Source organism: Pseudonocardia asaccharolytica DSM 44247 = NBRC 16224 (genome assembly GCF_000423625.1).
Taxonomy (GTDB): domain Bacteria; phylum Actinomycetota; class Actinomycetes; order Mycobacteriales; family Pseudonocardiaceae; genus Pseudonocardia; species Pseudonocardia asaccharolytica.
The window spans coordinates 117315-144025 of record NZ_AUII01000001.1 but is presented as its reverse complement, the minus strand read 5'-3'; the positions used below and the strand labels follow the sequence as shown (position 1 = coordinate 144025).

Annotated in this window: 19 protein-coding genes and 2 pseudogenes; 9 read left to right on the top strand and 12 right to left on the bottom strand. The window is 73.0% G+C overall.

Going from position 1 to position 26711, the window contains the following annotated elements:
• Position 1 precedes the first annotated feature (1 nt).
• Positions 2–1993, top strand: a complete 1992-nt coding sequence (locus G567_RS0100690; protein ID WP_051232009.1) for a hydantoinase B/oxoprolinase family protein — start codon at positions 2–4, stop codon at positions 1991–1993.
• Positions 1994–2130: 137 nt separating this feature from the next.
• Positions 2131–3717, top strand: coding sequence for a purine-cytosine permease family protein (locus G567_RS0100685; RefSeq protein ID WP_028928444.1), 1587 nt, complete (start codon positions 2131–2133; stop codon positions 3715–3717).
• Between the two features lie 199 nt (positions 3718–3916).
• Here G567_RS0100685 and G567_RS32620 read toward each other — a convergent pair.
• A pseudogene (locus G567_RS32620) lies at positions 3917–4746 on the bottom strand (transposase family protein).
• A gap of 325 nt (positions 4747–5071) precedes the next feature.
• On the opposite strand from G567_RS32620, the gene G567_RS35815 reads away from it, so the two are divergent.
• Both G567_RS35815 and G567_RS35810 read left to right on the top strand, forming a co-directional pair.
• A complete protein-coding gene (locus tag G567_RS35815) occupies positions 5072–5356 on the top strand; it encodes an AAA family ATPase (RefSeq protein ID WP_245585486.1) in 285 nt (94 codons plus the stop codon).
• Entirely contained in the window at positions 5350–5832 is a 483-nt protein-coding gene (locus G567_RS35810) for an AAA family ATPase (protein WP_245585485.1), read from the top strand. Before G567_RS35815 ends, G567_RS35810 begins: the two co-directional genes overlap by 7 nt.
• 159 nt (positions 5833–5991) lie before the next feature.
• On the opposite strand, the gene G567_RS0100670 is transcribed toward G567_RS35810, so the two are convergent.
• The 4 genes from G567_RS0100670 to G567_RS25985 are packed head-to-tail and all read right to left on the bottom strand — an operon-like array spanning position 5992 to position 13098.
• On the bottom strand, positions 5992–7164 hold the full coding sequence (locus G567_RS0100670) for an acyl-CoA dehydrogenase family protein (protein ID WP_028928443.1): 1173 nt from the start codon (positions 7162–7164) through the stop codon (positions 5992–5994).
• Positions 7161–8333: a CaiB/BaiF CoA transferase family protein gene (locus G567_RS25990; protein WP_037055225.1), complete on the bottom strand. Its 1173-nt coding sequence runs from the start codon at positions 8331–8333 to the stop codon at positions 7161–7163. The genes G567_RS0100670 and G567_RS25990 overlap by 4 nt, the downstream gene beginning before the upstream one ends.
• On the bottom strand, positions 8333–9844 hold the full coding sequence (locus G567_RS0100660) for an aldehyde dehydrogenase family protein (protein WP_051232008.1): 1512 nt from the start codon (positions 9842–9844) through the stop codon (positions 8333–8335). Before G567_RS0100660 ends, G567_RS25990 begins: the two co-directional genes overlap by 1 nt.
• Entirely contained in the window at positions 9841–13098 is a 3258-nt protein-coding gene (locus tag G567_RS25985; protein WP_051232007.1) for an NAD-glutamate dehydrogenase domain-containing protein, read from the bottom strand. Before G567_RS25985 ends, G567_RS0100660 begins: the two co-directional genes overlap by 4 nt.
• 173 nt (positions 13099–13271) lie before the next feature.
• On the opposite strand from G567_RS25985, the gene gabT reads away from it, so the two are divergent.
• Positions 13272–14642 carry a 4-aminobutyrate--2-oxoglutarate transaminase gene (gene gabT / locus G567_RS0100650; protein WP_028928441.1) on the top strand — a complete coding sequence of 457 codons (1371 nt, stop codon included), beginning with the start codon at positions 13272–13274 and terminating at the stop codon, positions 14640–14642.
• Between the two features lie 36 nt (positions 14643–14678).
• On the opposite strand, the gene G567_RS0100645 is transcribed toward gabT, so the two are convergent.
• The 3 genes from G567_RS0100645 to metX form a co-directional block, all read right to left on the bottom strand.
• Positions 14679–16199 (bottom strand): PucR family transcriptional regulator, encoded by a 1521-nt coding sequence (locus tag G567_RS0100645; protein ID WP_028928440.1) that lies wholly within the window; start codon positions 16197–16199, stop codon positions 14679–14681.
• A 34-nt stretch (positions 16200–16233) separates the two neighbouring features.
• Positions 16234–17988, bottom strand: a complete 1755-nt coding sequence (locus G567_RS0100640; RefSeq protein ID WP_028928439.1) for a proline--tRNA ligase — start codon at positions 17986–17988, stop codon at positions 16234–16236.
• Between the two features lie 69 nt (positions 17989–18057).
• Positions 18058–19209, bottom strand: coding sequence for a homoserine O-acetyltransferase MetX (gene metX / locus G567_RS0100635; RefSeq protein WP_028928438.1), 1152 nt, complete (start codon positions 19207–19209; stop codon positions 18058–18060).
• A gap of 389 nt (positions 19210–19598) precedes the next feature.
• Between metX and yaaA the strand changes: the two genes are divergently transcribed.
• Positions 19599–20348 (top strand): peroxide stress protein YaaA, encoded by a 750-nt coding sequence (gene yaaA / locus G567_RS0100625; protein WP_028928437.1) that lies wholly within the window; start codon positions 19599–19601, stop codon positions 20346–20348.
• Positions 20349–20352: 4 nt separating this feature from the next.
• Here yaaA and G567_RS0100620 read toward each other — a convergent pair whose 3' ends face one another.
• Both G567_RS0100620 and G567_RS0100615 read right to left on the bottom strand, forming a co-directional pair.
• The gene (locus G567_RS0100620; RefSeq protein ID WP_211223805.1) at positions 20353–20820 is read right to left on the bottom strand and encodes a hypothetical protein; all 468 of its coding nucleotides are present in this window, start codon (positions 20818–20820) and stop codon (positions 20353–20355) included.
• 52 nt (positions 20821–20872) lie between these two features.
• Positions 20873–21436: a DUF2231 domain-containing protein gene (locus G567_RS0100615; protein WP_028928435.1), complete on the bottom strand. Its 564-nt coding sequence runs from the start codon at positions 21434–21436 to the stop codon at positions 20873–20875.
• Positions 21437–21554: 118 nt separating this feature from the next.
• On the opposite strand from G567_RS0100615, the gene G567_RS0100610 reads away from it, so the two are divergent.
• The 3 genes and pseudogenes from G567_RS0100610 (at position 21555) to G567_RS0100600 (ending at position 25091) form a co-directional block, all read left to right on the top strand.
• Positions 21555–22271, top strand: a complete 717-nt coding sequence (locus G567_RS0100610; protein ID WP_051232006.1) for a helix-turn-helix transcriptional regulator — start codon at positions 21555–21557, stop codon at positions 22269–22271.
• Between the two features lie 182 nt (positions 22272–22453).
• Positions 22454–23414 (top strand): annotated as a pseudogene (locus tag G567_RS25980) (serine protein kinase RIO).
• A gap of 330 nt (positions 23415–23744) precedes the next feature.
• Complete coding sequence (locus G567_RS0100600; RefSeq protein WP_028928432.1) at positions 23745–25091, top strand: DEAD/DEAH box helicase; 1347 nt, start codon at positions 23745–23747, stop codon at positions 25089–25091.
• A gap of 6 nt (positions 25092–25097) precedes the next feature.
• On the opposite strand, the gene G567_RS0100595 is transcribed toward G567_RS0100600, so the two are convergent.
• A complete protein-coding gene (locus tag G567_RS0100595) occupies positions 25098–26195 on the bottom strand; it encodes a class I tRNA ligase family protein (RefSeq protein WP_028928431.1) in 1098 nt (365 codons plus the stop codon).
• On the bottom strand, positions 26195–26653 hold the full coding sequence (locus tag G567_RS35805; RefSeq protein ID WP_084795628.1) for a LapA family protein: 459 nt from the start codon (positions 26651–26653) through the stop codon (positions 26195–26197). Before G567_RS35805 ends, G567_RS0100595 begins: the two co-directional genes overlap by 1 nt.
• Positions 26654–26711: the final 58 nt, after the last annotated feature.

Genomic DNA, 26711 nt, shown 5'->3' with positions numbered 1-26711 from the left:
GATGACCCAGACCATGCCCGAACACCACGCCGGCGGGATCACCCCGGGTCCGCTGGACCCGGTGACCTTCGAGGTCCTCAAGAACGCCTTCGTCACCGCGGTCGACCTGATGAGCGAGCAGATCATGCGGACCTGCTACTCGTTCGTCATCTACGCGCGCGACTTCTCCTCGGCGCTGTGCGATGCCGAGGGCAACACGGTGATGCAGGGGACCGGCGATATCGCCGTGCACGTGGGCACCCTGCACTTCCAGTGCAAGGCCGTGCTGGAGGAGTTCGGCGACGACATCAACCCCGGGGACGTCTTCGCGGTCAACGACCCGTACCGCGGCGGCACCCACTTCAACGACGTCAGCTTCATCCGGCCGATCTTCGTCGGTCCGAGGATCATCGGGTTCGCGCAGAACAAGGGCCACTGGGCGGATATCGGGGGGACGGTGCCCGGCTCGTTCGACGTGAACGCGAAGGAACATTTCGGGGAGGGCCTGCGGATCACCCCGGTGCGGGTGTGGCACCGCGGACGGCTGCTGCACGACGTCGCGCAGCTGCTGGTCTCCAACACCCGCTCGCCGTACTCCAGCATGGGCGATCTCAACGCGCAGGCCGAGGCGACCGCGGTGTGCGAACGGGAGATCCTGCGGCTGGTCGAGCGCTACGGCACCGACGTCGTGGTCGCCGCGATGGCCGGGGTGCAGGACTACGTCGAACGGATCGTGCGCAACCGGCTCGCCGAGCTGCCCAAGGGTGAGTGGACGGCCGTCGACTACCTCGATGCCGACCCCGGACAGCCGGAGGGCCTCGTCCCGATCTCGATCAAGATGACGATCGACGACGAGGGCATCCACTACGACCTGCGCGGCAGCGCGCCCGCCGTCTCGACCTTCCTCAACTCCGGCTACGGCACCACCCACTCCGCGCTGTACGCCGGGACGAAGACGTTCTTCCCCGAGGTGGCCCTGAACTCCGGCTTCTACCGGGTGGTGCAGGCCGAGATCGGCCCGGAGGGAACCGTGGTCAACGCCGGATGGCCGCATGCGGTCACCGGCTTCTGCTCGGGTCCCTACGAGAAGTTGATGAACGGGATCTTCGAGATCTGGTCGAAGGTCATGCCGGAACGCGCGATGGCCTGCGCGTTCAACCTCGAATACCTGCTGGTCGGCGGCCGGGACGCGCGCACGACCGACCGCCCGTACTTCATGTGGTACGACTGGATGGCCGGCGGCTGGGGCGGCCGTGCCACCAAGGACGGTTCCGGGGCCACCGCACCGGTCTTCGGCGTCGGCCTCGCGGTCCAGCCGGTCGAGGGGCAGGAGCGGCTCTCGCCCGTGCTGACCAGCGCGCACCGCATCGTCACCGACTCCGGCGGACCGGGCCGCCACCGCGGCGGCTGCGGGCTGGAGAAGGGCGGCGTGCTCACCGACTGTGAGAACACCGTGATGTCCTACTGCTGCGACCGGGCGCGCTCGATCACCTGGGGCATCGAGGGCGGTCTTCCCTCTGTGCCGCACGGGGTCTGGCTCAACAAGGGCACCGATGCCGAACGCTTCCTCGGCGTCACCTTCTCCGGCGTGCCGATCAAGCCCGGGGACTCCTTCACCCGGCCGTCCGCGGGCGGCGGCGGTCTCGGGGACCCGCTGACCCGCGACCCGGCGGCCGTCGTGGAGGACGTCGTCGACGGCTACGTCTCCGTTGAGCGCGCGGCGAAGGACTACGGCGTCGTCATCACCGTCATCGACCCCGAGCTCGACCGGTACGAGATCGACGAGCCGGCCACCGAGTCGCTGCGGGCCTCGATCGCGGCGGAGCGCAGCGACTGGCTGCAGGAGGATCCGCAGGACGTGGCCCGCCGCTACCGGGCGGGCGAACTGGATATGCTCGACCTCGTCCGCCGCTACGGCGTCATCGTCGACTGGGGTACCGGGGAGCTGCACGAGCGCACCACCGAGCAGTACCGCGAGCTGATGCAGCGGCGTTCCGCCGCCTACTGGGCCTGACGCACCGGCCCCGCCGCACCGGCCGGGCGTCTGCCGCCCGGCCGGCTTCGCCGACCCAGGGTCGGTCTGATCTTCCCCCTTTCATCCGGCATGTCGTCCTGCGCTGCCAGAACGACATCAGCACACCGGAGACCTCCATGGACACGAAGACGCTCATCACCCCGCTGGAGACCAGTACCGGCGACGATCCGCGGGTTCTCGCCGAGGCGGCGACCGAGGACTACTCGCTGCACGTCGCCCCCCATTCCTGGCGGCTCCGCCGGGGCAATCTCACGATGGCGTGGTACGCGCTGGTCAGCGCCATGTTCTTCCTCTATATCGCGGCGAGCCTCGCCGCCGCCTACGGCACGGTCAACGCCCTGATCGGGCTCGGTCTGACGATCGTGGTGTACGGGGCGATCAACGCCGTGCTCTCCCGGTTCGCCGCCCAGACCGGGCTCACCGTGGCCCTGTTCTCCCGGGCGCTGCTGGGCCGGGCGGGCGCGGCGCTGGCCGCGCTGGTCTTCGCGGCGACCGCGATCTACTACGCGGTGTTCGAAGGCAGCATCATCGGCGTCGCCTTCCAGACGTACTTCGGCGGCAGCCTGGCCGTCTGGTACCTCGTGGTGGTGCTCTACTCCACGCCGCTGGTCATCGGCGGCGTGCGCCGCTGGCTGGACAAGATCAACGGGGTGTTGCTGCCCCTGTACTGGACCGGCCTGGTGGCCGCGGTGGTCTGGGCGGTGTCCGCGCACGGCTACGACGGCGAGTGGCTGACCAACGCCGGTGCCGCATCGGCCCTGCCGCTGAGTGCCGGGGGCCCCAACTGGCTGGCCTGCTTCAGCGCCTACCTGGGCGTATTCATCCTCATGATGTACACGATGGACTTCGCCCGGCTCGCCAAGCCGGAGGACGCGCGCTACCACGCGACGGTCACCTTCGGCTGGGTCTACTACCTGCTCGCCTTCGGGGCGAACGGGGTCGCGGGCATCTACCTCGTCCACGCGACCGGCACCGAGGCCACCGAGGGTGGTGTCGCGGTCGGCATCGTGACGCTGATGGGGATCGTCGGGGTGGCCCTGGTGTGGGTGTCCCAGACCCGGATCAACACCGCGAACTACTACCTCGCCTCCAGCAACCTGGAGAGCTTCGCCGCCCGCGCCTTCAAGCTGCATCTGCCCCGCTGGGTCTGGGTGCTCGTCTCCAGCGCCGTCATCTACCTGCTGATGCTGACGCCGGTGCTGAAGTACTTGCTGGTCGCGCTGGCCTGGCAGGGAGCGCTGGTGACCGGCTGGGTGGCGATCGCGCTGATGCACATCCTGCTGAGCCGCCGCGCCGGCGTCGCCCCCGACCAGGTGGAGTTCCGGCCGGGCCGGGTGCGCTCGCTGTGGACCCCGGGGCTCGTCGCGTGGATCGGCTCGGCCGCCGTGGGCATCGGCCTCGTGGAGTCCGGGATGGCGTGGGTCGGCGCCTGGGGCTCGATCATCACCTTCGTCCTGGCCGCCGTCCTGTACGTCGGGCTGCGCGCGCTCACCGGCCAGCAGTCCGCGGCGATCGGCCGGGGCAACGATCCCCGCGACGAGGTCGAGGACAGCTGGCAGGTCCGGGTGCGGTGCGGCGGCTGCGACCGCAGCTACATCGCCCATGAGATGGACCGCGACCCGTCCACCTCCGACCTGACCCCGATCTGCGCCGACTGCGCCAGCAGCAACTCGGCCTTCCTCGACGCGGCAACCCGGCGGTAGCGGCAGTACCCCCTGGCTGCGTTATGGAGCCATAACATGGAGCCATAACGCAGGCGCCGCACATCTCCACAGCACATTATGGAGCCATAACGTGGCTGGAGCGCCGCACTCCAGCACGTTATGGCTCCATAGTGCATTGGATGGGACGTCATCAACGACATCATGGCTCCACAATGAGCCTTTCCCAGTAGCGGATTGATCAGGTGGTTCGGTCGTGTTCGTGGTGGAGCAGAACCAGTGCTGCGGCGGTGATCGCGTCGATGCGCCACGGGCAGAGGCTGACTCGGCGCAGGGCCTTGAAGGTGGTCTTGAGCAGCGAGTTCCCGCGCTCGGCCAGGGTGCGGGTCGCGGCGTGCAGGGCGTTGACGATGCGCTGGTCAGCCGTCAGCCGGTGGCCACGGATGGTCTTGATCGGGTAGGTCAGCCGGGTGCTCTCGCCCTCGTAACCGAGGTCGGCCAGCACGGCGTGCGCGGTGTCGGTCCACCGGTCGAGCCCCTCGAGCAGCCCGGGATGGGCCCGGGCGCAGGTGGTGTCGTGCTCGTGGCCGGGGCGCACCGGGCGAGGTCCACAGCGGCCAGCCGTGCGGGGCGGTGAGGACCTGCACGTTCCCGCCGTGATGGCGGTGCTTGCCCGCCCACCACGGGTCCACCTTCGCGGTCGGGCCGACCGCGCGAGCGGTCGGTGCGGATCAGGGTGCCGTCGAGGTGGACGTGGGTATGCCCGGCGGCGCGGGCGGCGAGCAGGGCACCGGGCAGACCAGGGGCGCGCTCGGCGAGCACGTCGATCCCCTCGTGCAGATACCGGTCGACGGTGGACTCACCGAGGGCGTTGTCGATCGCGAGTTGAGCGACTCGGGTGCCATCGGTGAACCAGCGCAGCACCAGCACGGCCTGATCGTGGCAGCCGAGCGCACGCCGGCCTTCCCGGGTCCCTCGACGAGCGCGCTCACCGGCCAGAAGGCTCGACAGGAACCTCACCGTGGCCGGCCGGATCGGGAGCACGGCGGTGTAAGTGACCGGATCGGACATGCGGGACCTCGGTGTTCAGGTCGATCTTTAGGCGGACCGACTCTTCTATCGAGGTCCCGTCCTCGTCCCGACCATCCCAGCATCATCGGCGGGTCGCCCACCACTGCCCCGACGACTACTGGGAAGGCTCATTGCGTCAATGGGTTGACTGGGATGGGACGCCCGCTCGCGTCGGAGCCGCCACCCGATCGGACCGTTCGTCGGCCCGCGCGTGCGGCCGGTGCTGGCCAGTCGGTGGGCACGTCGGCACCATCGAGGACATGATGTTCGTCGACGGCACACACCACACGCAGACCGCCTCGTCTTGGGTGCTCGGGAGCGCACGATGAGCCACGCCGCGGGCGGATTCGTGCGGCGGATGCGGCTGGACCCCCACGCCGATACCGGCCGCTACCCCTTCACCCTCCCCGTGGTGCGGGCTCTCGCGAAGGCCGGGGGCCTCGGGCTCGATCCCGGGGTGACGTTTCTGGTCGGGGAGAACGGGACGGGAAAGTCCACCCTGGTGGAGGCGCTGGCGGTGGCCTGTGGGTTCAACCCGGAAGGCGGCAGCCAGAACTTCCGCTTCGCCACCCGCGCGACCGGTCCTCACTGGGCGACCACCTGGTGCTGAGTCGGACCGGACGTAAGCCGCGCACCGGGTTCTTCCTGCGGGCCGAGTCCTACTACAACGTGGCCTCCGAGATCGAACGGCTCGACCGCGCGTCGGGATGGCCGCTGCTGTCCGCCTACGGCGGGGCCTCCCCGCACGAACGCTCCCATGGTGAGTCCTTCGTGGACCTGATGACCTACCGCTTCGGACCGGGCGGGCTCTACGTACTGGACGAGCCGGAGGCGGCGCTGTCGGTGCGCGGGTGCATGGCCGTGCTGGCGAGGCTGGCCGAGCTGGCCGGGCAGGGCAGCCAGATCGTGGTGGCCACGCATTCCCCGATCCTGCTCGCGCTGCCCGGCGCCACCATCTACGAGATCGCCGAGAGCGGGGAGATCGCATGCGTGGACTACGACCGGGCGTTGCCGGTGCGACTGACCCGAGACTTTCTGGCCGCACCCGAACGGTTCCTGCGACACCTGCTCATCGAGGACGGCTGAGGCCCTCGGGCGCGGTCACGCCTCCGGCCGGGGCGGCAACCGGCTTCCTCGCCATCGCCGTCCTCGATCTGGCCGCATCATGGCTCCATGACGTTCCGCTGCCCCATCCCTCAGCGCGTTATGGAGCCATAATGCGATGAAAGGGCGCGGGCGGAAGGCTCAGCGGTAGGCCGCCTGGCCGGTGAGCGCCTGCCCGACGACGAGGGTGTGGATCTCGCTGGTGCCCTCGTAGGTCAGCACCGACTCCAGGTTGTTGGCGTGTCGCAGCGGGGCGTACTCCAGCGAGATCCCGTTGCCGCCCAGGATCGTGCGGCATTCGCGGGCGATCCCCAGCGCCTCCCGCACGTTGTTCAGCTTGCCCACGCTCACCTGCTCGGACCGGATCGTGCCGGCGTCCTTGAGCCTGCCCAGGTGAAGTGCGAGCAGCATCGAGGTGCTCAGCGAGACGGCCATGTCGGCGAACTTCTTCTGGGTCAGCTGGAATGCGCTGATCGGCTTGCCGAACTGGATGCGGGAGTCGGCGTAGCTCAGCGCCGCCTGCAGGCAGTCGCGTGCCGCGCCGACGACGCCGAACAGGATGCCGAACCGGGCCTCGTTCAGACACGACAACGGCGCGCCCAGACCGCGGGCCTCGGGCAGCCGCGCCGAGGCAGGCAGCCGCACATCGTCGAAGGACAGCTCCGAGGTGACCGACGCGCGCAGCGACATCTTGTGCTTGATGTCGCTGGTGGAAAACCCCGGCGTGCCGCGGGGGACGAGGAACCCGCGGATGCCGTCCTCGGTGCCCGCCCACACGGTGGCGACGTCGGCGAGCCCGCCGTTGGTGATCCACATCTTGGAGCCGTTGAGGATCCAGTCGTCCCCGTCGCGCACCGCGCGGGTGCGCATCCGCCCGGGGTCGGAGCCGACGTCCGGCTCGGTCAGCCCGAAGCAGCCGACCGCCTCGCCCGCGGCCAGCCGCGGCAGCCACTCCTGCTTCTGCTCCTCCGACCCGTAGCGCCAGATGGAGAACATCGACAGCGACCCCTGCACCGACACGAAGCTGCGCAGACCGGAGTCGACGGCCTCGAGCTCGAGGCAGGCCAGACCATAGCTGGTGGCGTTCACCCCGGCGCATCCGTAGCCCTGCAGATGCATGCCGAGCAGGCCCATCTTGCCGAGCTCGGGGATCAGCTCGCGGGGGAAGTGTGCGTCCTCGAACCATTCGCCGATCTGCGGACGGGCGCGGTCGGCCAGGAAGTCCCGGACCGTGTGCTGGATGTCGCGTTCCTGCTCGTCCAGTTGGCTGGACAGGTCCAGCAGGTCCAACGGGTCCTTCATCGGTGCGCTCATCGGATGCTCCTATCGGTGAGAGGGTCGGGTGAGGTGGACAGCCACGCGCGCAGCTGCGCGGTGTGTTCGCCCAGCCGCGGCGGCCGGGTCTGGTACCGGGGCGGCGTCGCGGACAGCCCGATCGGGTTCGCGACGACGTCGACGGCATCGGCGCCGTCGCCGACCCGCACCCGCGGCCCGAGCCCCAGGTCCTCGGCCAGCTCGAAGGCCGCCGCCAGGTCGTTGACCGGACCGCAGGGCACCCCGAGCGGGGTGAGCAGGTCGAACCACTGGCCGGCCGGACGCGCCGAGAGCTGGGCGGCGAGCACCTCGGCGAGCGCGTCGACGTGTGCCACCCGGTCGGTATTGGTGACGAACCGGGGGTCGGCAGTCAGGTGGGGGACGCCGAGGCCCTGGCACAGCGCGGCGAACTGGCGGTCGTTGCCGACCGCGATGACCATCGGGCGGTCGGCGGTCGGGAACACCTCGTACGGTGCGATCGACGGGTGCCGGTTGCCGAGGATGCCCGGGACCGCGCCCGCCGCGGTGAACCCGGCGCTCTGGTTGACCATGCTGGACAACAGCGTGCTCAGCAGGTCGATGGCCACGAGCTGGCCCTCGCCGGTGGTCTCCCTGGCGCGCAGCGCGGCCATGATCCCCACGGTGGCATGCAGCCCGGTGAGCACGTCGACCAGTGCCACCCCGGCCTTCACCGGGGTCCCAGGCGCGGGCCCGGTGATGCTCATCAGCCCGCCGACGGCCTGCACCAGCAGGTCGTAGCCCGGCAGCGCCGCGCCCTTACCCGACCCGAAGCCGGTGATCGAGCAGTAGACCAGCCGCGGGTTGAGCGCGCGCACCTCCTCGTAGGACAGCCCGTGGCGGGCCATGGTGCCGGGGCGGAAGTTCTCCACGAGGACGTCGGCGCGCCGGACGAGCTCGACGACCCCGTCCCGGGTCGCCGCGTCGCGCAGGTCCGCGGCGAAGGACCGCTTGTTGCGGTTGACCGAAAGGAAGTAGGTGGCCTCTCCGGCCGCGAACGGGGGACCCCAGGCCCGGGTGTCGTCGCCGGCCGCCGGATGTTCGATCTTGACGACATCGGCGCCGAGATCGCCGAGCAGCATGGTCGCGTAGGGGGCGGCGAGGACCCGGCCGAAGTCGGCGACCAGCACCCCGTCGAGTGGCAGGCTCATCAAGACACTCCTCCCGATGCCCGCAGGTACACCGTCGTGGTCGTGGTGTAGAACTCCCGCGCGGCCCTTCCCTGCTCCTTCGGGCCGAAACCGCTCTGTTTCGCCCCGCCGAACGGGACGTGCGGGTCAGCGCCCGCGGTTTCGGAGTTGATGTGCAGCACGCCGACGTCCAAGGTCTGGGTGGCCGCGGTGATCGCGCGCAGGTCGTCGGTGAACACGGCCGCCGAGAGCCCGAACGCGCTGTCGTTCACCAGTTCCAGTGCGTGGGCGTCGTCGCGGGCCCGGCGCACGGCCAGTACCGGGCCGAACAGCTCCTCGCGCCAGAGCGGATCGTCCCCGGCCAGCTCCACCACCGTCGGGGCGAGGAACGCCCCGTCCGCCCGCCGCGCGTCGCGGTAGGGCTCGCCGCCCACCAGCAGGGTCACCCCCGGTCGCCGCAGGCCCTGCTCCACCGCGGCCCGCACGTCGTCGCGGGCCGTCGCGGTGATCAGCGGCCCCATCTGGACGTCGGCGTCGAGCGGGTCGCCGACCCGCAGCGCGGTCACCCGCTCTACCAGCAGCGCCAGGAACTCCCCGGCCACCCGGTCGGTGACGATCAGCCGCGAGGTCGCCGTGCACTTCTGCCCGGTGGAGCGGAACGCGCCCGCCACCACCTCGTCCACCGCGAGATCGAGGTTCGCGTCGGCGAGCACCGCGGCCGCGTTCTTGCCGCCCATCTCGGTCTGGATCGGGCGGGCCAGCCGTCCGCAGCGGGCGATCAGGTCGCGGCCGACGGCCGTGGAGCCGGTGAAGCTCACCCGGTCCACCCCGGGATGCTCGACCAGTGCCGCCCCGACCGATCCGGGCCCGATCAGCAGCGACAGCACCCCGTCGGGGAGGCCCGCGGCGACGAGCGCCTCGGCCAGGCGCATCGCGAGCAGCGGCACGGTGCTCGCCGGCTTCCACACCACCGTGTTGCCGTAGGCCAGCGCCGGAGCGATCTTCCAGGCCGGGATGCCGATCGGGAAGTTGAACGGGGTCACCACCGCGACCACCCCGACCGGACGGTGCAGCACCTGGATCTGCTCTCCGGGCCGGGCGGAGGCGAACACCTCCCCCACCGGGCGCAGCCCCTCCGCGGCGAAGAAGCGCAGGATCTCCGCCGCGCGCCGGACCTCACCGACACTCTCGGCACGGGTCTTGCCCTCCTCGCGCGCCAGCTCCACCCCCCACGCGTCGGCCTTGCCGACGAGCACGTCGGCGGCCCGCGCGAGGATCTCGCCGCGCACCGGGAACGGCATGGCCGCCCAGCCGGGGAAGGCCGCAGCGGCGGCGGCGACGGCCGCGTCGAGGTCGTCGCGGCCGGCCAGCCGCCCGACCGCGACGAGCTCGTCGGGGCGGGCCGGGTTGCGGTCCACCAGTTCGGCGCCCGCGCCGCTCACCCACCGGCCGCCGACGAGCTGGCGCAACGGTACCGGCGCCGCGGCGCCGTCCCGCGCGGCACGCGGTTCGGTCTGGACGATCTCGGTCATCTCGTGCTCCCTTCGCTGCGGGCCGCGAGCGCGGGCACCGCATCCGGTCCGGCGAGTAGCCGCAGCTGCGCGACCACCGTCGCGGCCATCGCCGCGTCGAGCCGGGGGAAGGCGTGCAGCTCGTCGGTGGTCGTACGCAGCCGCTGGGTCTCGGTCCGGTGCTCGTCGAGCCAGGCGCGCACCCGTGCCGCCCCTGGGGCGGCGGCGTCGCCCAGCGCCGCGGTCAGCACCGCCCGGCGGGCGCCCGACAGCTCGTCGCGCAGGATCGAGATCGCCATCGACTCCCAGTGCGAGGCGCCCGCGACGTCGGTGAGCCGTTCGGCGAGGACGCCCAGCTCCAGCGCCCGGTCGAGCTCCAGCGCGGCGCCGGCCACATCGGCGACGTCGCGCCCGAGCCCGGTGGCGACGTCCGCCGCGTCGAGCGCGTCCGCCAGCACCGGCAGTGCCGCCACCTCGGTGGCGAGGTCACGCGGGCAGCCGGCGGCGACGAGCTCCCCGATCCCGTCGGTGACGCAGGTGGGCGCGGTTCCGCCGTCGAGCCCGGGCAGGGCGGCGTGGACCGCGTCGATCATCGGCCGCAGCGTGCGCCGCTCCACGGACGGGCGCAGCGCGGGCCCGCGCCGGTGTACCAGCCACGCCGCCGCCCGCTCGACGAACTCCTGGATCCGGCGCAGCAGGACGACCCGGGCCGCGAACGGAACATCGGTCCGCGCGGTCACCGCCTGCCACAGCCGGTCGTTGTCGAACACCGCCCGCACGGCGGCGATGGCGACCGCGACCCGGGCGCTGGAGGCGCCGAACCGCTCCTCCATCCGCATGACGAAGCCCGGCCCCATGTGGTTGATCAGGTCGCCCGCCAGCCGGGTGGCCACGATCTCCCGGGCGAGGCGGTGCCCGGGGACCCACCGGGCGAGGCGCTCGCGCAGGCTCGCCGGGAAATAGCCGGCGAGGAGCTCGGCGAACGCGGGGTCGTCGGGGATCTCGGAGGCCAGCAGGTCCGCCCGCACGACATTCTTGGAGTGGGCCAGCAGCACCGCGATCTCCGGGCGGGTCAGGCCGTGCCCGCGCCGGGCCCTGGCCGCCAGCTCCTCGTCGTCGGGCAGGACGTCGCGGGTCCGGTCGAGCCCGTGCACCCGCTCGAGGTGGCGCACCAGCCGGGCGTGCCGGTCGAGCAGGAACGGGGACTGCGATTCGGCGAGGCTGATCGCCAGCACCTGCTGCGCGCTGTCGTCGAGCACGGCCGCCGCGACCTCGTCGGCGGCACGGGCGAGCAGCCGGTCCCGCTGCGCGCGGGTCAGCTCGCCCGCCGACTCGGCCGCGGCGAGCAGGATCTTGAGATTGACCTCGCGGTCGGAGGTGTTCACACCGGCGGCGTTGTCGATGAAGTCGCCGTTGATCCGGCCGCCGCCGCGGGCGAACTCGATCCGGCCCCGCTGGGTCACCCCCAGGTTGCCGCCCTCCCCGACGACCCGGCAGCGCAGCTGCTCGGCGTCGACCCGGACGGTGTCGTTGGCGGGATCGGCGGCCTCGCCGTGGGTCTCGGCCCCGGCCTTGACGTAGGTGCCGATCCCACCGTTCCACAGCAGGTCCACCGGCGCGCGCAGGATCGCCCTGATCACCTCGTCGGGCGGCAGCGAGGCGGTGGCGACGCCCAGCCGCCGCCGCGCCTGCGGGGACAGCTCGATCCGTTTCGCGGTGCGCGGCCACACCCCGCCGCCCCCCGAGATCAGCGCGGGGTCGTAGTCGGCCCAGGACGATGCGGCCAGCCGCGCGAGCCGTTCCCGTTCCCGGTAGGAGGTCGCGGGGTCCGGGTCGGGGTCGAGGAAGACGTGCCGGTGGTCGAACGCGGCGACCAGCCGGATCCGGCGGGACTCCAGCATCCCGTTGCCGAACACGTCGCCGGACATGTCGCCGATGCCCGCGACGGTGATCTCGTCGACATCCGGGTCCGATCCCAGCTCGGCGAGGTGCTGGCGCACGGCCACCCAGGAGCCGCGGGCGGTGATGCCCATCGCCTTGTGGTCGTAGCCCGCCGATCCCCCGGAGGCGAACGCGTCGACGAGCCAGAACCCGCGCTGCGCGGCGATCGCGTTGGCCCGGTCGGAGAACCGGGCGGTGCCCTTGTCGGCGGCGACGACCAGGTACGGGTCCGGGCCGTCGTGGGCGACGGTGTCCGGCGCGGTGACCACCTCGCCGTCCACGAGATCGTCGGTGACGTCGAGCAGGCCGCGGACGAAGGTGTCGTAGCAGGCCGCCGGGTCGGCCCCGCCGCGCACCACGAATGCGCCCTTGGCGCCGTCCGGGACGATCACGGCGTTCTTCACCCGCTGGGTCTTCAACAGTTGCAGCACCTCGACCCGGAAGTCCTCGGGCCGGTCCGACCAGCGCACGCCGCCCCGGGCCACCAGTCCGGCGCGGACGTGGATCCCCGCCACATCCGGGGCGTGGACGAACACCTCCCGCAGCGGGGCGTCGGGACCGCGCAGGCTCAGCCGCGCCGCGTCGAGCTTGAACGCGCGATACGGCTTGGGCCCGCCGTCCTGGCCGCGCTGGTACCAGTTCGTCCGCAGGATGGCGTCGACGAACGACGACACACCGCGCAGGATCCGGTCCTCGTCGAGCGTCGTCGACCGTTCGAGCAGGCTGTGGAGCTCGCGGCGGGCGTGGTCCACCGCCGCCGGACGGTTCGTCAGGTGCGGGTGCAGCCGGGCGCGGAACAGCGCGGCGAGCGCGCGGACGAACCGCGGGTGCCGCCCGAGGGTCGCCACCACGTACCCGTCCGAGTGGCCGAGTCCCGCCTGGTTGAGGTAGCTCGCCGCCGCACGGATCAGCTCCACGTCCCGCCATGGCAGCCGGGCGGCCACCACCAGCTTGGCGAACGGGTCGCCGACCACACCCGGGTGCGCGGCGTCCGGGAACGCCCCCTCGACGAGCGTGGTCAGCTCCGCGTCCCAGCCGTCGGGCGGGCGGGCGAAGTCGAGCCTGCGCACGGCGTCCTCGCCGGGGAGCCCGATGACGGCCGCCAGCCGCAGCCCGAACTGCTCGAACAGCGGCACGATATCGGCCAGCAGCGGGGGCCGCCCCGGCCAGCGCGCCAGGCACACCGGACCGGCGACGTCGGTGTCCGCGGCGAGGAACGCGACCCGCGGCCCCGCACCGAGGCCGGGTTGCGCGTGTAGCCGGCGCAGCGCCGGCGCGAGATCGCCGGCAGCGGGTTCGGTGACATCGGGTTGCGTCGCGACAGTCGATCCCATGGCCGTCCCTCCTCGTCGGACGGCTCATCGTCGACCTGCACGCGCAGCCGACACACTGGACGTCTCGTCCTGTCCCAGAGCCGACGACACTCCATCTCGGCCATGGCCGTCGCGGAGCCCGCGATGATGCGCTGCGCGTGCACCACCAGCCGCAGCGGACCCCGGAGGCCGATATGACCGTCGCTCCCGACACCACCCACGCTCTCGGTGGACCGGCCCTGCCCCAGCGCAGACGGATCCACACCGAGATCCCGGGCCCGCGCTCGCGGGAGCTGCAGGAGCGGCAGCGCGCGGCGCTGCCGGCGGGCGTCGGGTCCGCCCTGCCCGTGTTCGTCGAGGCCGCGGGCGGCGGGGTCGTCGTCGACGCCGACGGCAACTCGTTCATCGACTTCGGCAGCGGGATCGCGGTGACCACGGTCGGCAACGCCGCCACCGGCGTCGTCGAGCGGGCCGCCGCGCAGCTGCAGCGGTTCACCCACACCTGCTTCCTGGTGAACCCGTACGAGTCCTATGTGGCCGTCTGCGAGGAACTCAACCGGCGGGCGCCCGTCGCGGGCCCGGCCCGCACGGTGCTGTTCAACACCGGCGCCGAGGCGATCGAGAATGCCGTGAAGATCGCCCGCGCGGCCACCGGCAGGCCCGCGGTCGTCGCGTTCGACCACGCCTACCACGGCCGCACCCTGCTGACGATGACCCTCACCGCGAAGAACCGGCCCTACAAGCACGGGTTCGGGCCGTTCGCCGGGGAGGTGTACCGCGCGCCGATGGCGTATGCGTACCGCTGGCCGACCGGGCCGGAGCAGTGCGCGCGGGAGGCGGCCGACGCACTGGTCGAGCTCGTCGATCGCCAGATCGGGGCGGAGAACGTGGCCGCCGTGCTGATCGAGCCGATCCAGGGCGAGGGCGGATTCATCGTGCCCGCGCCGGGCTTCCTGTCCGCGGTGGCCCAGATCTGTCGCGACCGCGGCATCGTGCTCATCGCCGACGAGGTGCAGTCCGGCCTCGCCCGCACCGGCCGGTGGTTCGCGATCGACCACGAGGGCGTCCAGCCGGACCTGGTGACCACGGCCAAGGGCCTCGGCGGCGGGCTGCCGATCGCGGGGGTCACCGGCCGGGCCGAGCTCATGGACGCCGCCCCCGCCGGCGGGCTCGGCGGGACGTTCAGCGGCAACCCGGTGTCCTGCGCGGCCGCCCTCGGTGTCTTCGAGGAGATCGAGCGGGGCGACCTGCTCGCCCGCGCCCGGGCGATCGAGGCCACCATGCTGCCGGCACTGGACCGGATGCGGCAGCGCCACGACGTCATCGGCGACGTCCGCGGCCGCGGCGCGATGATCGCGATCGAGCTGGTCAAGGGCGGCGACCACACCCCGGACGCCGAGCTCACCGGACGGATCGCGCGCAGCTGTCACGCCGCGGGCCTGCTCGTGCTCACCGCCGGCACCTACGGCAACGTCCTGCGCTTCCTGCCCCCGCTCTCGCTGCCTCAGGACCTGCTCGAGGAGGGTCTGGGGATCCTCGCCGACGCGTTCGACGCGCAGGCCTGAGCACCGCGGCTGCCCGGCCGGTCCGACCGCCGCCGATCAGCGGCGGTCGGACCAGGCGACGAGGGCGAGCAGGAGTTCGGCCCGCACATGCGCCGAACCGAGGTCGACGTCGAGCAGCTCGCGGATCCGGTCGATCCGGGCGCGCAGGGTGTGCCGGTGCACCCCGAGCTCGGCCGACGCGGCCTCGAGCTGACCGTGGTGCTCCAGGAAGGCCCGCAACGATGCGACCAGCTCGGCACCGGTCCGTCGATCGTGCTCGGCCAGCGGGCCGAGCCGGGCCCGCGCCAGCCCGGCCAGCACCGCCCGGGTCGCCGGTTCGCCCGCCAGCACCTGCCCGGCCAGCCCGGCCGCGTCGAACAGCTCGGTGCCGCGAGCCGCCGCGACCCTGGCCGCGCTCAGCGCCCGCGCCGCCACGTCGGCGATCTCGACCGGCGGCGACGCACGGGCGAGCCCGGCGCGGATCCGGCCGCGTCCGCCGCGGGCCTCGGCGATGATCGACTCGGCGAGCCCTGCGGGCTCCCCGGGCAGCAGCAGCAGCGCGAACCCGTCCCGCTCGACGCCGACGCACGGCACCCCCTGCTCGGCGAGCACCCGGTCCGCCACCGCCAGCACCCGCGACGGCGCCACTCCGCCGATCGCCACGGCGGCCATCCGCGGGCTGTCCGGGAAGCCCGCCGCTCGCAGTTGTTCGACGGCGGCCGGACCGGAGAGCCCGCCGTCCAGCGTCAGCCGGAGCACCGACGCGGTCAGCCGGTTCTGGGCCTCCCGCACCCGAAGGGGCTTTTCCTGTTCCAGCCCCGCCAGCGACACCGCATGACCGAGCAGCAGCTGGTCCGCAGGCCCCAGCCCGGCCTCGGTGACCAGCAGGAGATGGCCGTGCACCCGGCGTCCGACCCGCACCACCTGCGCGGTGACCGCCCCCTGCGGGTCGACGCTGGCCGTGCTCGCCGCCGTTTCGCCGCCCAGTCCACCCAGCCGCGCCACCGCCGTCGCGGCCATCCCCGCCGCCGACGGCGGATACCCCGCCAGCACGGCCCCGTCCGGGCTCAGCAACAGCGCGTTGCCGCCCACGGCTTTGGCCAGCTCCCGCACCACGGCCGCGGCCCCACCCCGGACCGCGGCCCTGGTCATCCGCGGCTGTACCCGGGAGGCCCGCACGAAACCCTCGTACTGCTGCTGCGCCAGCCGCTCGGTCACCGCACGCACGACCGCGACGAACGGGGTGGGCAGCGGTACCTCCAGCAGCGGCAGCCCCAGCTCATCGGCGGCCGACATCAGCGGCCGGGGAACCCGCTGATGCGACAGCCCCACCCCGAAGCCGATCGCGGCCACGCCCACCCCGTGCAGCGACCGCGCGTAGACGCCCTGCCCCTCGGGGTCGGTCGGCAGCCGCAGTCCGGTGGTCAGCAGCAGCTCCCCGCCGCGCAGCCAGGGCACCGGATCGGCCAGCTCGATGCTGTGCGCCCAGGTGATCGGCCGGTCCAGCGCGTCCGCGCCCGCCAGCACCGCAAGGCCCAGCTCCGGCCGGTCCAGCAACCACCGAACCGGAACCCCCACTCGCCTCACCTCCCCCCGTGAGTGCGTAACAGTGTTAGAACACTGTTACGCACTCACGGGTGAGGTGGGCGACGGCGGTGGCGCGGGGGATCTCGCTGCGCTCGCCGGTGGCCCGGTCCTTGACCTCGACCAGCCCGTTCGCCAGCCCGCGGCCGACCACGACGATCGTCGGGACCCCGAGCAGCTCGGCATCGGCGAACTTCACCCCGGGAGAAACCTTGCGGTCGTCGAGGAGCACCCGCAGCCCGGCGGCGTCGAGCTCGCGGACCAGCTGCTCGCCGCCCGCGGTGATCTCCTCGTTCTTTCCGGCGATCACGACGTGCACGTCGAAGGGGGCGACCGAGCGCGGCCAGACCAGCCCGAACTCGTCGTGGCTCTGCTCGGCGATCGCCGCGACCAGCCGCGACACCCCGATCCCGTAGGAGCCCATCGTGATCCGCACCGGCTTGGCGTCCGGTCCGAGGGCGTCCAGGGCGAAGGCATCGGCGTACTTGCGGCCGAGCTGGAAGATATGGCCGATCTCGATCCCGCGCGCCGCCTCCAGCGTTCCGCAGCCGTCGGGCGAGGGATCCCCGTGGCGCACCTCGGCGGCCTCGATGGTGCCGTCGGGGGTGAAGTCGCGCCCCGCGACGAGGTCGACGACGTGGTGATCGGGCTTGTCCGCCCCGGTCACCCACGCGGTGCCGGTGACGATTCGCGGATCGACGAGGTAGCGCACCCCGTTCGCCGTCAGCGACCCCGGCCCGATGTAACCCTTGACCAGGAACGGGTTGGCGGCGAAGTCGGCCTCCTCCAGCAGGGCCACCTCGGCCGGGGCCAGCGAGGCCTCCAGCCGCTTCATGTCGACCTCCCGGTCGCCGGGCACGCCGACCCCGAGCAGCTCCCAGTCCGCCGATCCCGGCTGCCGGATCTTGACCAGGACGTTCTTCAGCGTGTCGGCGGCGGCGAACTCCCGCCCCAGCCCGGCGCCGTTGAGGAACGCGACCAGCGATTCGATCGTCGGGGTGTCGGGGGTGTGGTGCACCTGCGCAGACGGCTTGTCCGCCACCGGCTGCGCGGGCGGCACCGGCGTGACGACCGCCTCGACGTTGGCCGCGTAGTCCGACTCCGGCGACCGGACGAAGGTGTCCTCACCGGTCTCGGACTCGGCCAGGAACTCCTCGCTCGCCGAGCCGCCCATCGCCCCCGACGTCGCCGAGACGATCACATACCGCAGCCCGAGCCGGTCGAAGATCTTGATGTACGCCGCGCGGTGCCTGGCATAGGACTCGGCCAGACCCTCGTCGGACAGGTCGAAGGAGTAGGAGTCCTTCATCAGGAACTCCCGGCCGCGCAGGATGCCCGCGCGCGGCCGTTCCTCGTCGCGGTACTTGGCCTGGATCTGGTAGAGGATCACCGGGTAGTCCTTGTAGGAGGAGTACTCCCCCTTCACCGCGAGGGTGAACAGCTCCTCGTGGGTGGGCCCGAGCAGGTAGTCGTTGCCCTTCCGGTCGCGCAGCCGGAACAGGTTGGGCCCGTACTCGGTCCACCGGCCCGTCGCCTCGTAGGGCTCGCGCGGCAGCAACGCCGGGAACTGGATCTCCTGGGCGCCGATGGCGTCCATCTCCTCGCGCACCACCCGCTCGATGTTGCGCAGCACCTTCAGCCCGAGCGGCAGCCAGGAGTACACGCCCGGCGCGACGCGGCGGACGTAGCCGGCGCGGACCAGCAGCTTGTGGCTGGGCACCTCCGCGTCCGCCGGGTCCTCGCGAAGGGTGCGGAGGAACAGCGACGACATCCTGGTCAACACGCGGTGAAGGGTAGCGACGCCGCAGCCGGCGCGTCCCCCCGGTCGGAGCCGGGTGCGAGCCGGCGCCGGTCAGCTCGCCAGCAGCTCCGCGAGCAGCGCGCCCACCGTCGGCGCCTCGACGAGGAAGCCGTCGTGCCCGTACGGCGAGTCGATCACGCGCGGCTCGGTGGCGTCCGGGATGCCCGCGGCCAGCTCGGCCTGCTGCTCCAGTGGATAGAGCCGGTCGGAGCTCACCCCGGCGACCAGCGTGCGCGCGGTGATCCGCCGCAGCGCGGCGGCGGTTCCGCCGCGCCCGCGGCCGACGTCGTGCGCGTTCATCAGCTCGGTGAGCCGGACATAGGAGCCCGCGTCGAAGCGGCGCACGAGCTTGCTCGCGTGATGGTCCAGATAGGACTCGACGGCGTAGCGGCCGCCGCGCCACGGGTCCTCGCCGTCCTGGGCGGACCGGCCGAAGCGGGTGGCGAGCTCGTAGCCGCTGCGATAGCTCAGATGCGCCATCCGGCGCGCGATGCCCAGCCCGGTGTGCGGCCCGGCCCCGGCGGGGAGATCGTAGTAGTCCCCGCCGCACCAGCCGGGATCGCTGCGAACGGCGGCTAGCTGTGGCGCGGCCCAGCCGATCTGGTCGGCCGACGCGGCCGCGGTGCAGGCCAGCAGGAACAGTCGCTCGACGCGCTCGGGTTCGCAGGCCGCCCACTCCACGGCGCGCATGCCGCCCATCGAACCGCCGACCACGCACGCCCACCGGCCGATCCCCAGCGCATCGGCCAGCGCGGTCTCGGCGGCGACCGTGTCGCGCACGGTGACCAGCGGGAATCGGCTGCCCCACGCCCGCCCGTCCGGGGCGGACGAGGACGGCCCGGTGGAACCCTGGCAGCCGCCGACGATGTTGGGCGCGACGACGAACCACCGCTGCGGGTCCAGCGCGCCACCCGGCCGGATCAACGCGTCCCACCAGCCCGGCGTGGGATGCCCCGGGCCCGCCGGACCTGCCACGTGGCTGTCGCCGGTGAGGGCGTGCAGCACGAGCACGGCGTTGGAGGCGCCGTGCTGGTCGACGCGCAGGGTCCCCCAGGTCTCGTAGGCGATCCGGACGCCGGGCAGCTCGCCGCCTGCCTCCAGCGGCAACGGCGCCCCGAGCGTGATCCATTGCCGCCGGCCCGGATGGTCGCCCTCCCGCCAGCCGCCGCTCGCGGGAGGGTGGACGAGGATGTCCGTGCTCAAGCGATCCCTCACCGGTCCTCGGTGGCGCGCGGCCGCGCGTCGAGGCCGGTCGTGCCGTCCTCGCTGCGGGCGTCGCCGGTGTGGGCAGGGTAGGACTCGGTCACAGCACTCCTTCGGATCCGCTCGCTGATGGGCCACGGTGGACGTCGGCGGGCCGGGCCGACGGGTACGCCCCGCCACGGTGCCCGCGTGGGCGCGGCGGACAGCGGCGCGACGAGTCAGCGGCCCGGACAGGCCGCGCTCGTCACCCGCATGGTGTCGACATGCCGGCGCGCCACGAGGCAGATCATCGGCCGACCGTATCCCGGGGGGTGTCGGGGGCACAATCACACCCCGGCCGACACCCCGGCCGGATTCGGCTCGTCACCCTGGCGGGCTAGCGTGACGGGATGCTCGTGCTGCTTCCGCCGTCGGAGACCAAACGCGGCGGCGGCGACGGGCCGCCGCTGTATCTGGGCACGCTCTCGTTCGCCGAGCTCGACCCGCTCCGCAAGCAGCTCGTCGACGAGCTCGTCGAGCTGGCCGGGGACGTCCTGGCGAGCCGGGCCGCGCTGGGTCTCTCACCCCGGCAGGACGCCGAGATCGCGCACAACGTCGCGCTCTGGTCGGCGCCGACGCTGCCGGCGTGGCACCGCTATACCGGGGTGCTCTACGACGCCCTCGACGTGGCCTCGCTGCGCGGCGCGGCCGCGGCGCGGGCCGCCGGCCGGCTGGCGATCGGCTCGGCGCTGTTCGGGCTGATCCGCGCGACCGATCCGGTTCCGGCCTACCGCCTCTCCGCGGGCTCGGCGCTGCCCGGCAGGCCGGCGCTGGCCGCCCGCTGGCGGCCGCTGCTCGAATCCGTGCTGGCCACGCTCGCGGACGCCGGGCTCGTGGTCGACCTGCGGTCGGGCTCCTATGCGGCGCTGGGCAGGCTGCCCGGCGCGGTCACCGTGACCGTGCTCGCCGAACGACCCGACGGCTCACGGCGCGTCGTCAGTCACCACAACAAGACGCACAAGGGCAGGCTGGCGCGGCTGCTGGCCAGCAGCCGCGCCGAACCTGCCGATGCCGCCGCGGTGGCGACCATCGCTCGCCGGGCCGGGATGCGGGTGGAGTGCCCGGCGAGCACCGAGTTGTCGATCGTCGTGCCGGCCTGAGCCCTCAGCTTCCGCCGACGCCGAGCGCGACCAGCAGCACGACGACCAGGGTCGCCGCTCCGAACAGACCGTGGGCGAGGACGACGGGCACCGGCAGATGCCGTTCGGCAGGCTCCGCGGACGCCGCCGTGGCGCCGGCCGCGCCCGGACCGCCGGTGGCCGCCACCGCGCGGCCCCGGTACACCGGCAGCCAGCGGGAGAACAGGCCGAAGCCGATCCCGGCCACCACGACCAGCACGGCCAGCGACACCCAGGTGAGCACCTGGGCGTCGAGGACCAGGTAGATGATCCACAGCACCAGCCCGGCCGCGGCCAGCGCGAAGTGCGAGAACACGGCCCCGGCCGGGAACCTGGTCACCCCCGAGCGCTGCTGGCGCAGGCCGCCGCGGGAGATCCAGCGGCCGAGCATGACGAAACCGCCCAGGGCGGTGATGATCCACAGGATCAGTCCGATGAGACCCAGCGAACTCATGACCTCGCTCCTTTCGACGACAACAACCGGGGCCCGCCGTCCGGCCCCGAGATCACGGCGAGACGGTGGACCGGTCCTGCGCGGGCGCCGTCGGCTCCGCGGGGCGCCGGTAGCCCTCGGCCTGGGTCGCCTCGTCGGCGACCCGCACGCCGTAGCGGAAGGCCAGCTTGCCGCCCAGGAATCCGGCGACGGCCAGCGCGAGCAGGCAGCCCACCGACAGCAGCAGCGGCCCAAGACCCACCGGGCCCGCGGCTTCGACCGTGCCTCGCCGCCACAGGAAGCCGACGACGTATCCCGCGGTCACGGCCAGAACCAGCGCCATATGCACCAGCGCGGTGCGGTGGGCGGGGGTGCCGGTGGGCACGGCGAACAGGTCGAGGAAGCCGACCAGCGCCGCAGCCAGCGCCCCGAGCACGCCCACCGCGATCAACCAGAGCGAGCCCTTGACCAGGAACGCCGGGTCGCCGACGAGATAGGAGGCCACGTCGAAGACCAGACTGGCCACCCACGCACCGATCGGGACCGTCACCAGCATCGGGTGCAGCGGATGTCCGTAGGGGCCGGCCATGGCCGCGCTCACCGGTTCCTTGGCCTGCTGCTGAAGCTCGCTCGTCATGAGACTCTCCCGACCTCCGCGGAATTACACCAGCAAAGTTTGGTCCTATTAATCTGTCGGGGTCAAGAGCTGGGTAGATCTCTCTTTCGCATCTCTCGATAGGCGTTACTGTGGGGCAATGGACTCAGTCGTGGCCGGATCCCCGCTCCCCCTCGCGGCTGTGGCGGCCGTGGCCGCGCTCAGCGACGAGTCGCGACGGCGGCTGCACGACTTCGTACGGCGCGCCGGGCGGCCGGTGAGCCGGGAGGAGGCCGCGGCCAGCGCCGGCATCTCCCGCAAGCTGGCCGCGTTCCATCTCGACAAGCTGGTCGAGGTCGGCCTGCTGCGGGCCAGGTTCGAACCGGTCGGCGGGATCCGCAAGGTCGGCCGCACACCCAAGGTCTACGAACCTGCCGAGGTCGACGTCCGGATCACCATTCCGGGCCGCCACCACGACCTGCTCGCCGCGATCCTGCTCGACGCCGTGCTCGCCGAGGGCCGCGAAGGGACCACGGTGCGCGAAGCCGCGCTGGCCGCCGCGCACCGGCGCGGTGTGGCGCTGGGGGCCGCCGAACGGGAGCGGCTGCGGCCGGGCAGGCTCGGCGCCGAACGCGCCCTCGGGCTGGCCGCGGGGGTGCTCGCGGAGTACGGGTTCGAGCCCCACCGGGACGGGCCGTCCCAGCTGAGCCTGCGCAACTGCCCGTTCCAGCCGCTGGCCGGCGACGCCCCGCAGCTGGTCTGCGCGATCAACCACGCGTTGCTCTCCGGGCTCCTGGAGGGACTCGAGGCCACGACCGTCACCGCCGAGCTCGTGCCGAGGCCCGGGTGCTGCTGTGTGGAGTTCACCGCGAACTGACCGATAAATCCGTTGCCCGCCGTCGCGGGCGTCCGGCATCGTGCACACCGACCCGCTGAGCGTCCGGATGGGAGGAGATGACCCAGTGGTGACCGCCGCCCGGGACGTTGCCCGCCCCCGTCCACCCGCCCCGGCCGGCTGACGTTTCCGGTGGGGCGCCTCATCCAGGAGAAACCCCACCAGTGCGCTCGCACGATTTCCTCGACGACTTCAGCGATATTCCGGACCCCACCCCGGGGCGCAGGCGCAGGCGCCGCCTCGACGACGACCCGCCCCGCACCCGGCGCCGCGACCGCCCCGCGCCACCCGAGCTCGACGGCCGCAGCGGCACCGACGACGGCCCGCCCACCGGCGATCGATGGTCCACATGGGACGGCGCGAAGCACGGCCCGGCGCCGCGACCGGCCTGGGTGGTGACCGAGAACGCCGCGGTCGACACCGAGCTCGGCATCCTCAAGGCCGGCAAGGAGGCCGACGTCCACCTCCTGGAACGCGCGGTGCCCGGGACCGGGCGCGCCACCCTGCTCGCCGCCAAGCGTTACCGCGGCGCCGAGCACCGCATGTTCCACCGCGACGCGGGCTATCTGGAGGGCCGCCGGGTCCGCCGTTCCCGCGAGACCCGGGCGATGGCCACCCGTACCGCATACGGTCGCGAACTGCTCGCGCGCAATGGGCGCGCGCCGAGTTCGACGCGCTCGCCAGGCTGTGGACGGCAGGACTGCCCGTCCCCTATCCGGTGCAACTGGAGAGCACCGAGCTGCTGCTGGAGTTCATCGGCGGCCACGACGGCGGCGCCGCGCCGCGACTCGCCCAGCTGCGCCCGGATGCCGCCGAGCTCACCGAGCTCACCGAGCTGTGGGACCAGCTCGTGGAGGCGCTCCTCGGGCTGGCCCGCCACGGCCTCACCACGGCGACCTTTCGGCCTACAACCTGCTCGTCCACAACGCCCGGCTGGTCCTGATCGACCTGCCGCAGGTCGTCGACGTCATCGGAAACCCGCAGGGCCCGGCGTTCCTCGAACGCGACGTCCGGCGGGTCGCGGAGTGGTTCGCCGCGCGCGGGCTGCCGCGGACGGCGGGCGAGGAGCTGCTCGACGTGCTGCGGATCGAGCTCTGGATGGGCGGAGCCGCAGCTCAGCGGTAGGGCCATGGCCGGGCCGGGCGTTCCGGTAGGCTGATCTAGCGCCCGGCCCGGCGACCGATCCCCCGTCGCGACGTCGCCGAGCGCGTCCGAAGCTTCACCACCAGGGCGCGGTGTCGCGCCCGGGCTCGTCGCCGTGATCATCCGCTCGCGCATCGTGCGGCTACTCCGCGAGACGTGCCACGTCCCCGGAGGTCCGCTGTGGAATTCCCGTCTGCGCCATCCCAGCCGTCAGGCTCAACCCGCCGTGGCCGGCGCACCGGCCCCCGCCGCGGCGGCGGCAGATCCCGCGCCACCGACCGCTCCGCCCGGTCGGCGAGCCCGCGCAATGCGATGCCGCCCGAGGTCCTGTGGACCGCTCCCGAGGCGGGCATGCCCTCCTTCACCGAGCTCGGGTTGCCCCGGCCGGTGGTGCGCGCGCTGGACGCGGAGGGTTTCGCCGAGCCCTTCCCGATCCAGGCCGCGACGCTGCCCGAGACCCTTCGCGGCCGCGACCTGCTCGGCCGCGGCCAGACCGGCTCGGGCAAGACGCTGGCCTTCGGGTTGGCGCTGTTGTCGCGGCTCGGCGGTGGCCGGGCCCAGCCGCGCCGCCCGCGCGGTCTGGTCCTGGTGCCGACCCGCGAGCTCGCCCAGCAGGTCGTCGACGCGCTGACCCCGTTCGCCCGCGCGCTGAACCTGACGATCGCCGCGGTGGTCGGCGGCGTGTCGTTCAACCGGCAGGTCGCCGTGCTCCAGCGCGGGGTCGACCTGCTCGTCGCCACACCGGGCAGGCTCACCGACCACACGACCCAGCGCACCTGCGACCTCTCGGGAATCGAGATCACCGCGATCGACGAGGCCGACCGGATGGCCGATATGGGCTTCCTTCCCCAGGTCCGCGCGATCCTCGACCTCACCCCCGCCGACGGGCAGCGACTGCTGTTCTCCGCGACCCTCGACGGCGACGTGGCCGCCCTCGTCGACCGCTACCTGCACGATCCGGTGACCCGCGCCGTCGCACCCGCCGCGGCGCCGGTCGCAACCATGGACCACCACGTGCTGCTCGTCGACGGCGCGGTCAAGCCGCGCGTCGTCACCGAGGTGGCCGCCCGCGACGGCCGCACGATCCTGTTCGTGCGCACCAAGTACGGCGTCGACCGGCTGGTGCGCAACCTGCGCCGGGAGGGTGTCGCCGCCGCGGCGCTGCACGGCGGCAAGGCGCAGAACGCCCGCAACCGAGCGATCGCCGAGTTCCGGGACGGACGCAGCCCGGTGCTGGTCGCGACCGACGTCGCCGCCCGCGGTATCCACGTCGACGACGTGAGCCTCGTGGTGCACGTCGATCCGCCCGCCGACCCCAAGGACTACCTGCACCGCGCCGGGCGGACCGCCCGCGGCGGCGAGTCCGGCACCGTCGTCACGCTGGTGACCCCGGCCGAGCGCCGCGACGTCGAACAGCTGACCCGGCAGGCGGGGGTGCGCCCCACCCTCACCGAGGTGTCCCCCGGCGATGCCGCCCTCACCCGGATCACCGGGGCGCGTGCGCCGCAGGGCCTTCCGGTCCCCGAGCCCGAGCGTCCGCAGCAGAACCCGCGCGGTGGCGGCCGCCGCGGTGGCGGCCGGAACCGCACCGACGCGGGCGGCGGGCGGCGTCGGCGAACCGCCGAGGGTGGGCGCCGCGGGCGCAGCGCCGCGGCCTGAGCCCGGTCAGCCGCCCAGACCCAGCACCGTCAGCGCTACCCGCGCGGCGGCGCCGCCCGCCTCCTCGGCCACCCCGAGCGCCCGCGGCACGTCGAGGTCGTTCTGGAACGCGGCGTCGACGGCGGCGACGGCGGCATCGTCCTCGGCGCCCCGCGCCGCCGCGGCATACAGCCGCTCCAGCCGGGTGCCGGCCGCGTCGAGGTCCTCGGGCCGGTAGTCCCAGGCCTGCGCCCATGGCCGGTCCACCAGCAGCAGCCGCAGCGCGGCCGCGGGCACGCTCTCCAGAACCTCGGAGACGAGCACGAGATTGCCCGCCGACTTCGCCATCTTCTGCCCGTCGACCAGTACCGTCCCGACGTGCAGCCAGGCCCGGGCGAACGGCCGCACGCCGGTGACCGCCTCGGCCATCGCCGACTCGTACGCGTGGTGCGGGAACCGCAGGTCGGCCCCGCCGGCATGCAGGTCCAGCGCAGGTCCGAACGTCGTCAGCGACATGGCGGCGCATTCGGCGTGCCAGCCGGGACGCCCCTCGCCCCACGGGCTGGGCCATGCGGGTTCACCGGGCACTGCGGCACGCCAGAGCACGACGTCGGCAGGGTGCTCGCGCCCGTCCGGACCCTCGGTGTCGCCGAACTCGGCGGCCAGTTCGCGGGCGGTGTCGGGGTCCAGCCCCGCGCGCTCGGGCACTCCTGCCCCGCGGAACCAGACCGTCCCGTCGCGCAGATAGGCCGCGCCGTTCTCCAGCAGCGCCGCGGCCAGCGTGATGACCTGCGGGATGTGCACATGCGCTCGCGGCTCATGGGTCGGCCTGCGCACCCCGAGCGCGGCCATATCGCGATCGAACCGGAACTGCTGAACGGCCGCGTAGCTGTCGAACCGGGCACCGGCGCGGGCGGCGGCCGCCTCCAGCACGTCGTCGACGTCGGTGACGTTGCGGCAGACGTCGACCTCGACCCCGAGGTGGCGCAGCACCCGCACCGCGACGTCGGACCACACGAACGTCGCCGCGTGCCCGAGATGGGTCGTGTCGTAGGGGGTGATCCCGCAGATGTACATCCGTGCCCGGCCGATGACCGGCAGCGGCGTCCCGCCGATGTGCAGCATCAGCGCACCTGCCCCGGACCGGCCCGGCGAGCCGCGCGGCGGAGTTGCACGATCCGGCCGGTGCCCGGGATCGCCACCAGGAGCACGCCGGCGATCGCCGCCAGCAGCAGCGCCACGCCGGTCGGCAGGGTGCCCGACGCGCCCAGGAAGTTGATCTGGATCGGGCCGAGGTTCTGCAGAATGAAGATCAACAGGAACAGCAGGACCAGCGCGGACAGGATCAGCCCGACCCACATCCCGCTGACCCGGGTCCGCCGCGGCTTCGCCGCCGGCGCGCTTTCGCCCGTCCGCGGTGGGGGCTCGGCCGGGACGGGCACCGTCGGCTCGTCCGCCGGATTGGGACGAACCACCCTGGGCAGCGACGGATCCGTGGCGGGATCAGCCGTCGGGTCGGCCTGGCCCACATTGCCGGGCCGCACCGGTCCCGCGTTCGCCGGACGGCTCCGGTCGTCGCTCATCGCGACTCCTCTCGTGTTTCGTCGCCGTTCGCCGCGAAGTATCTCGCACGACGCCCGG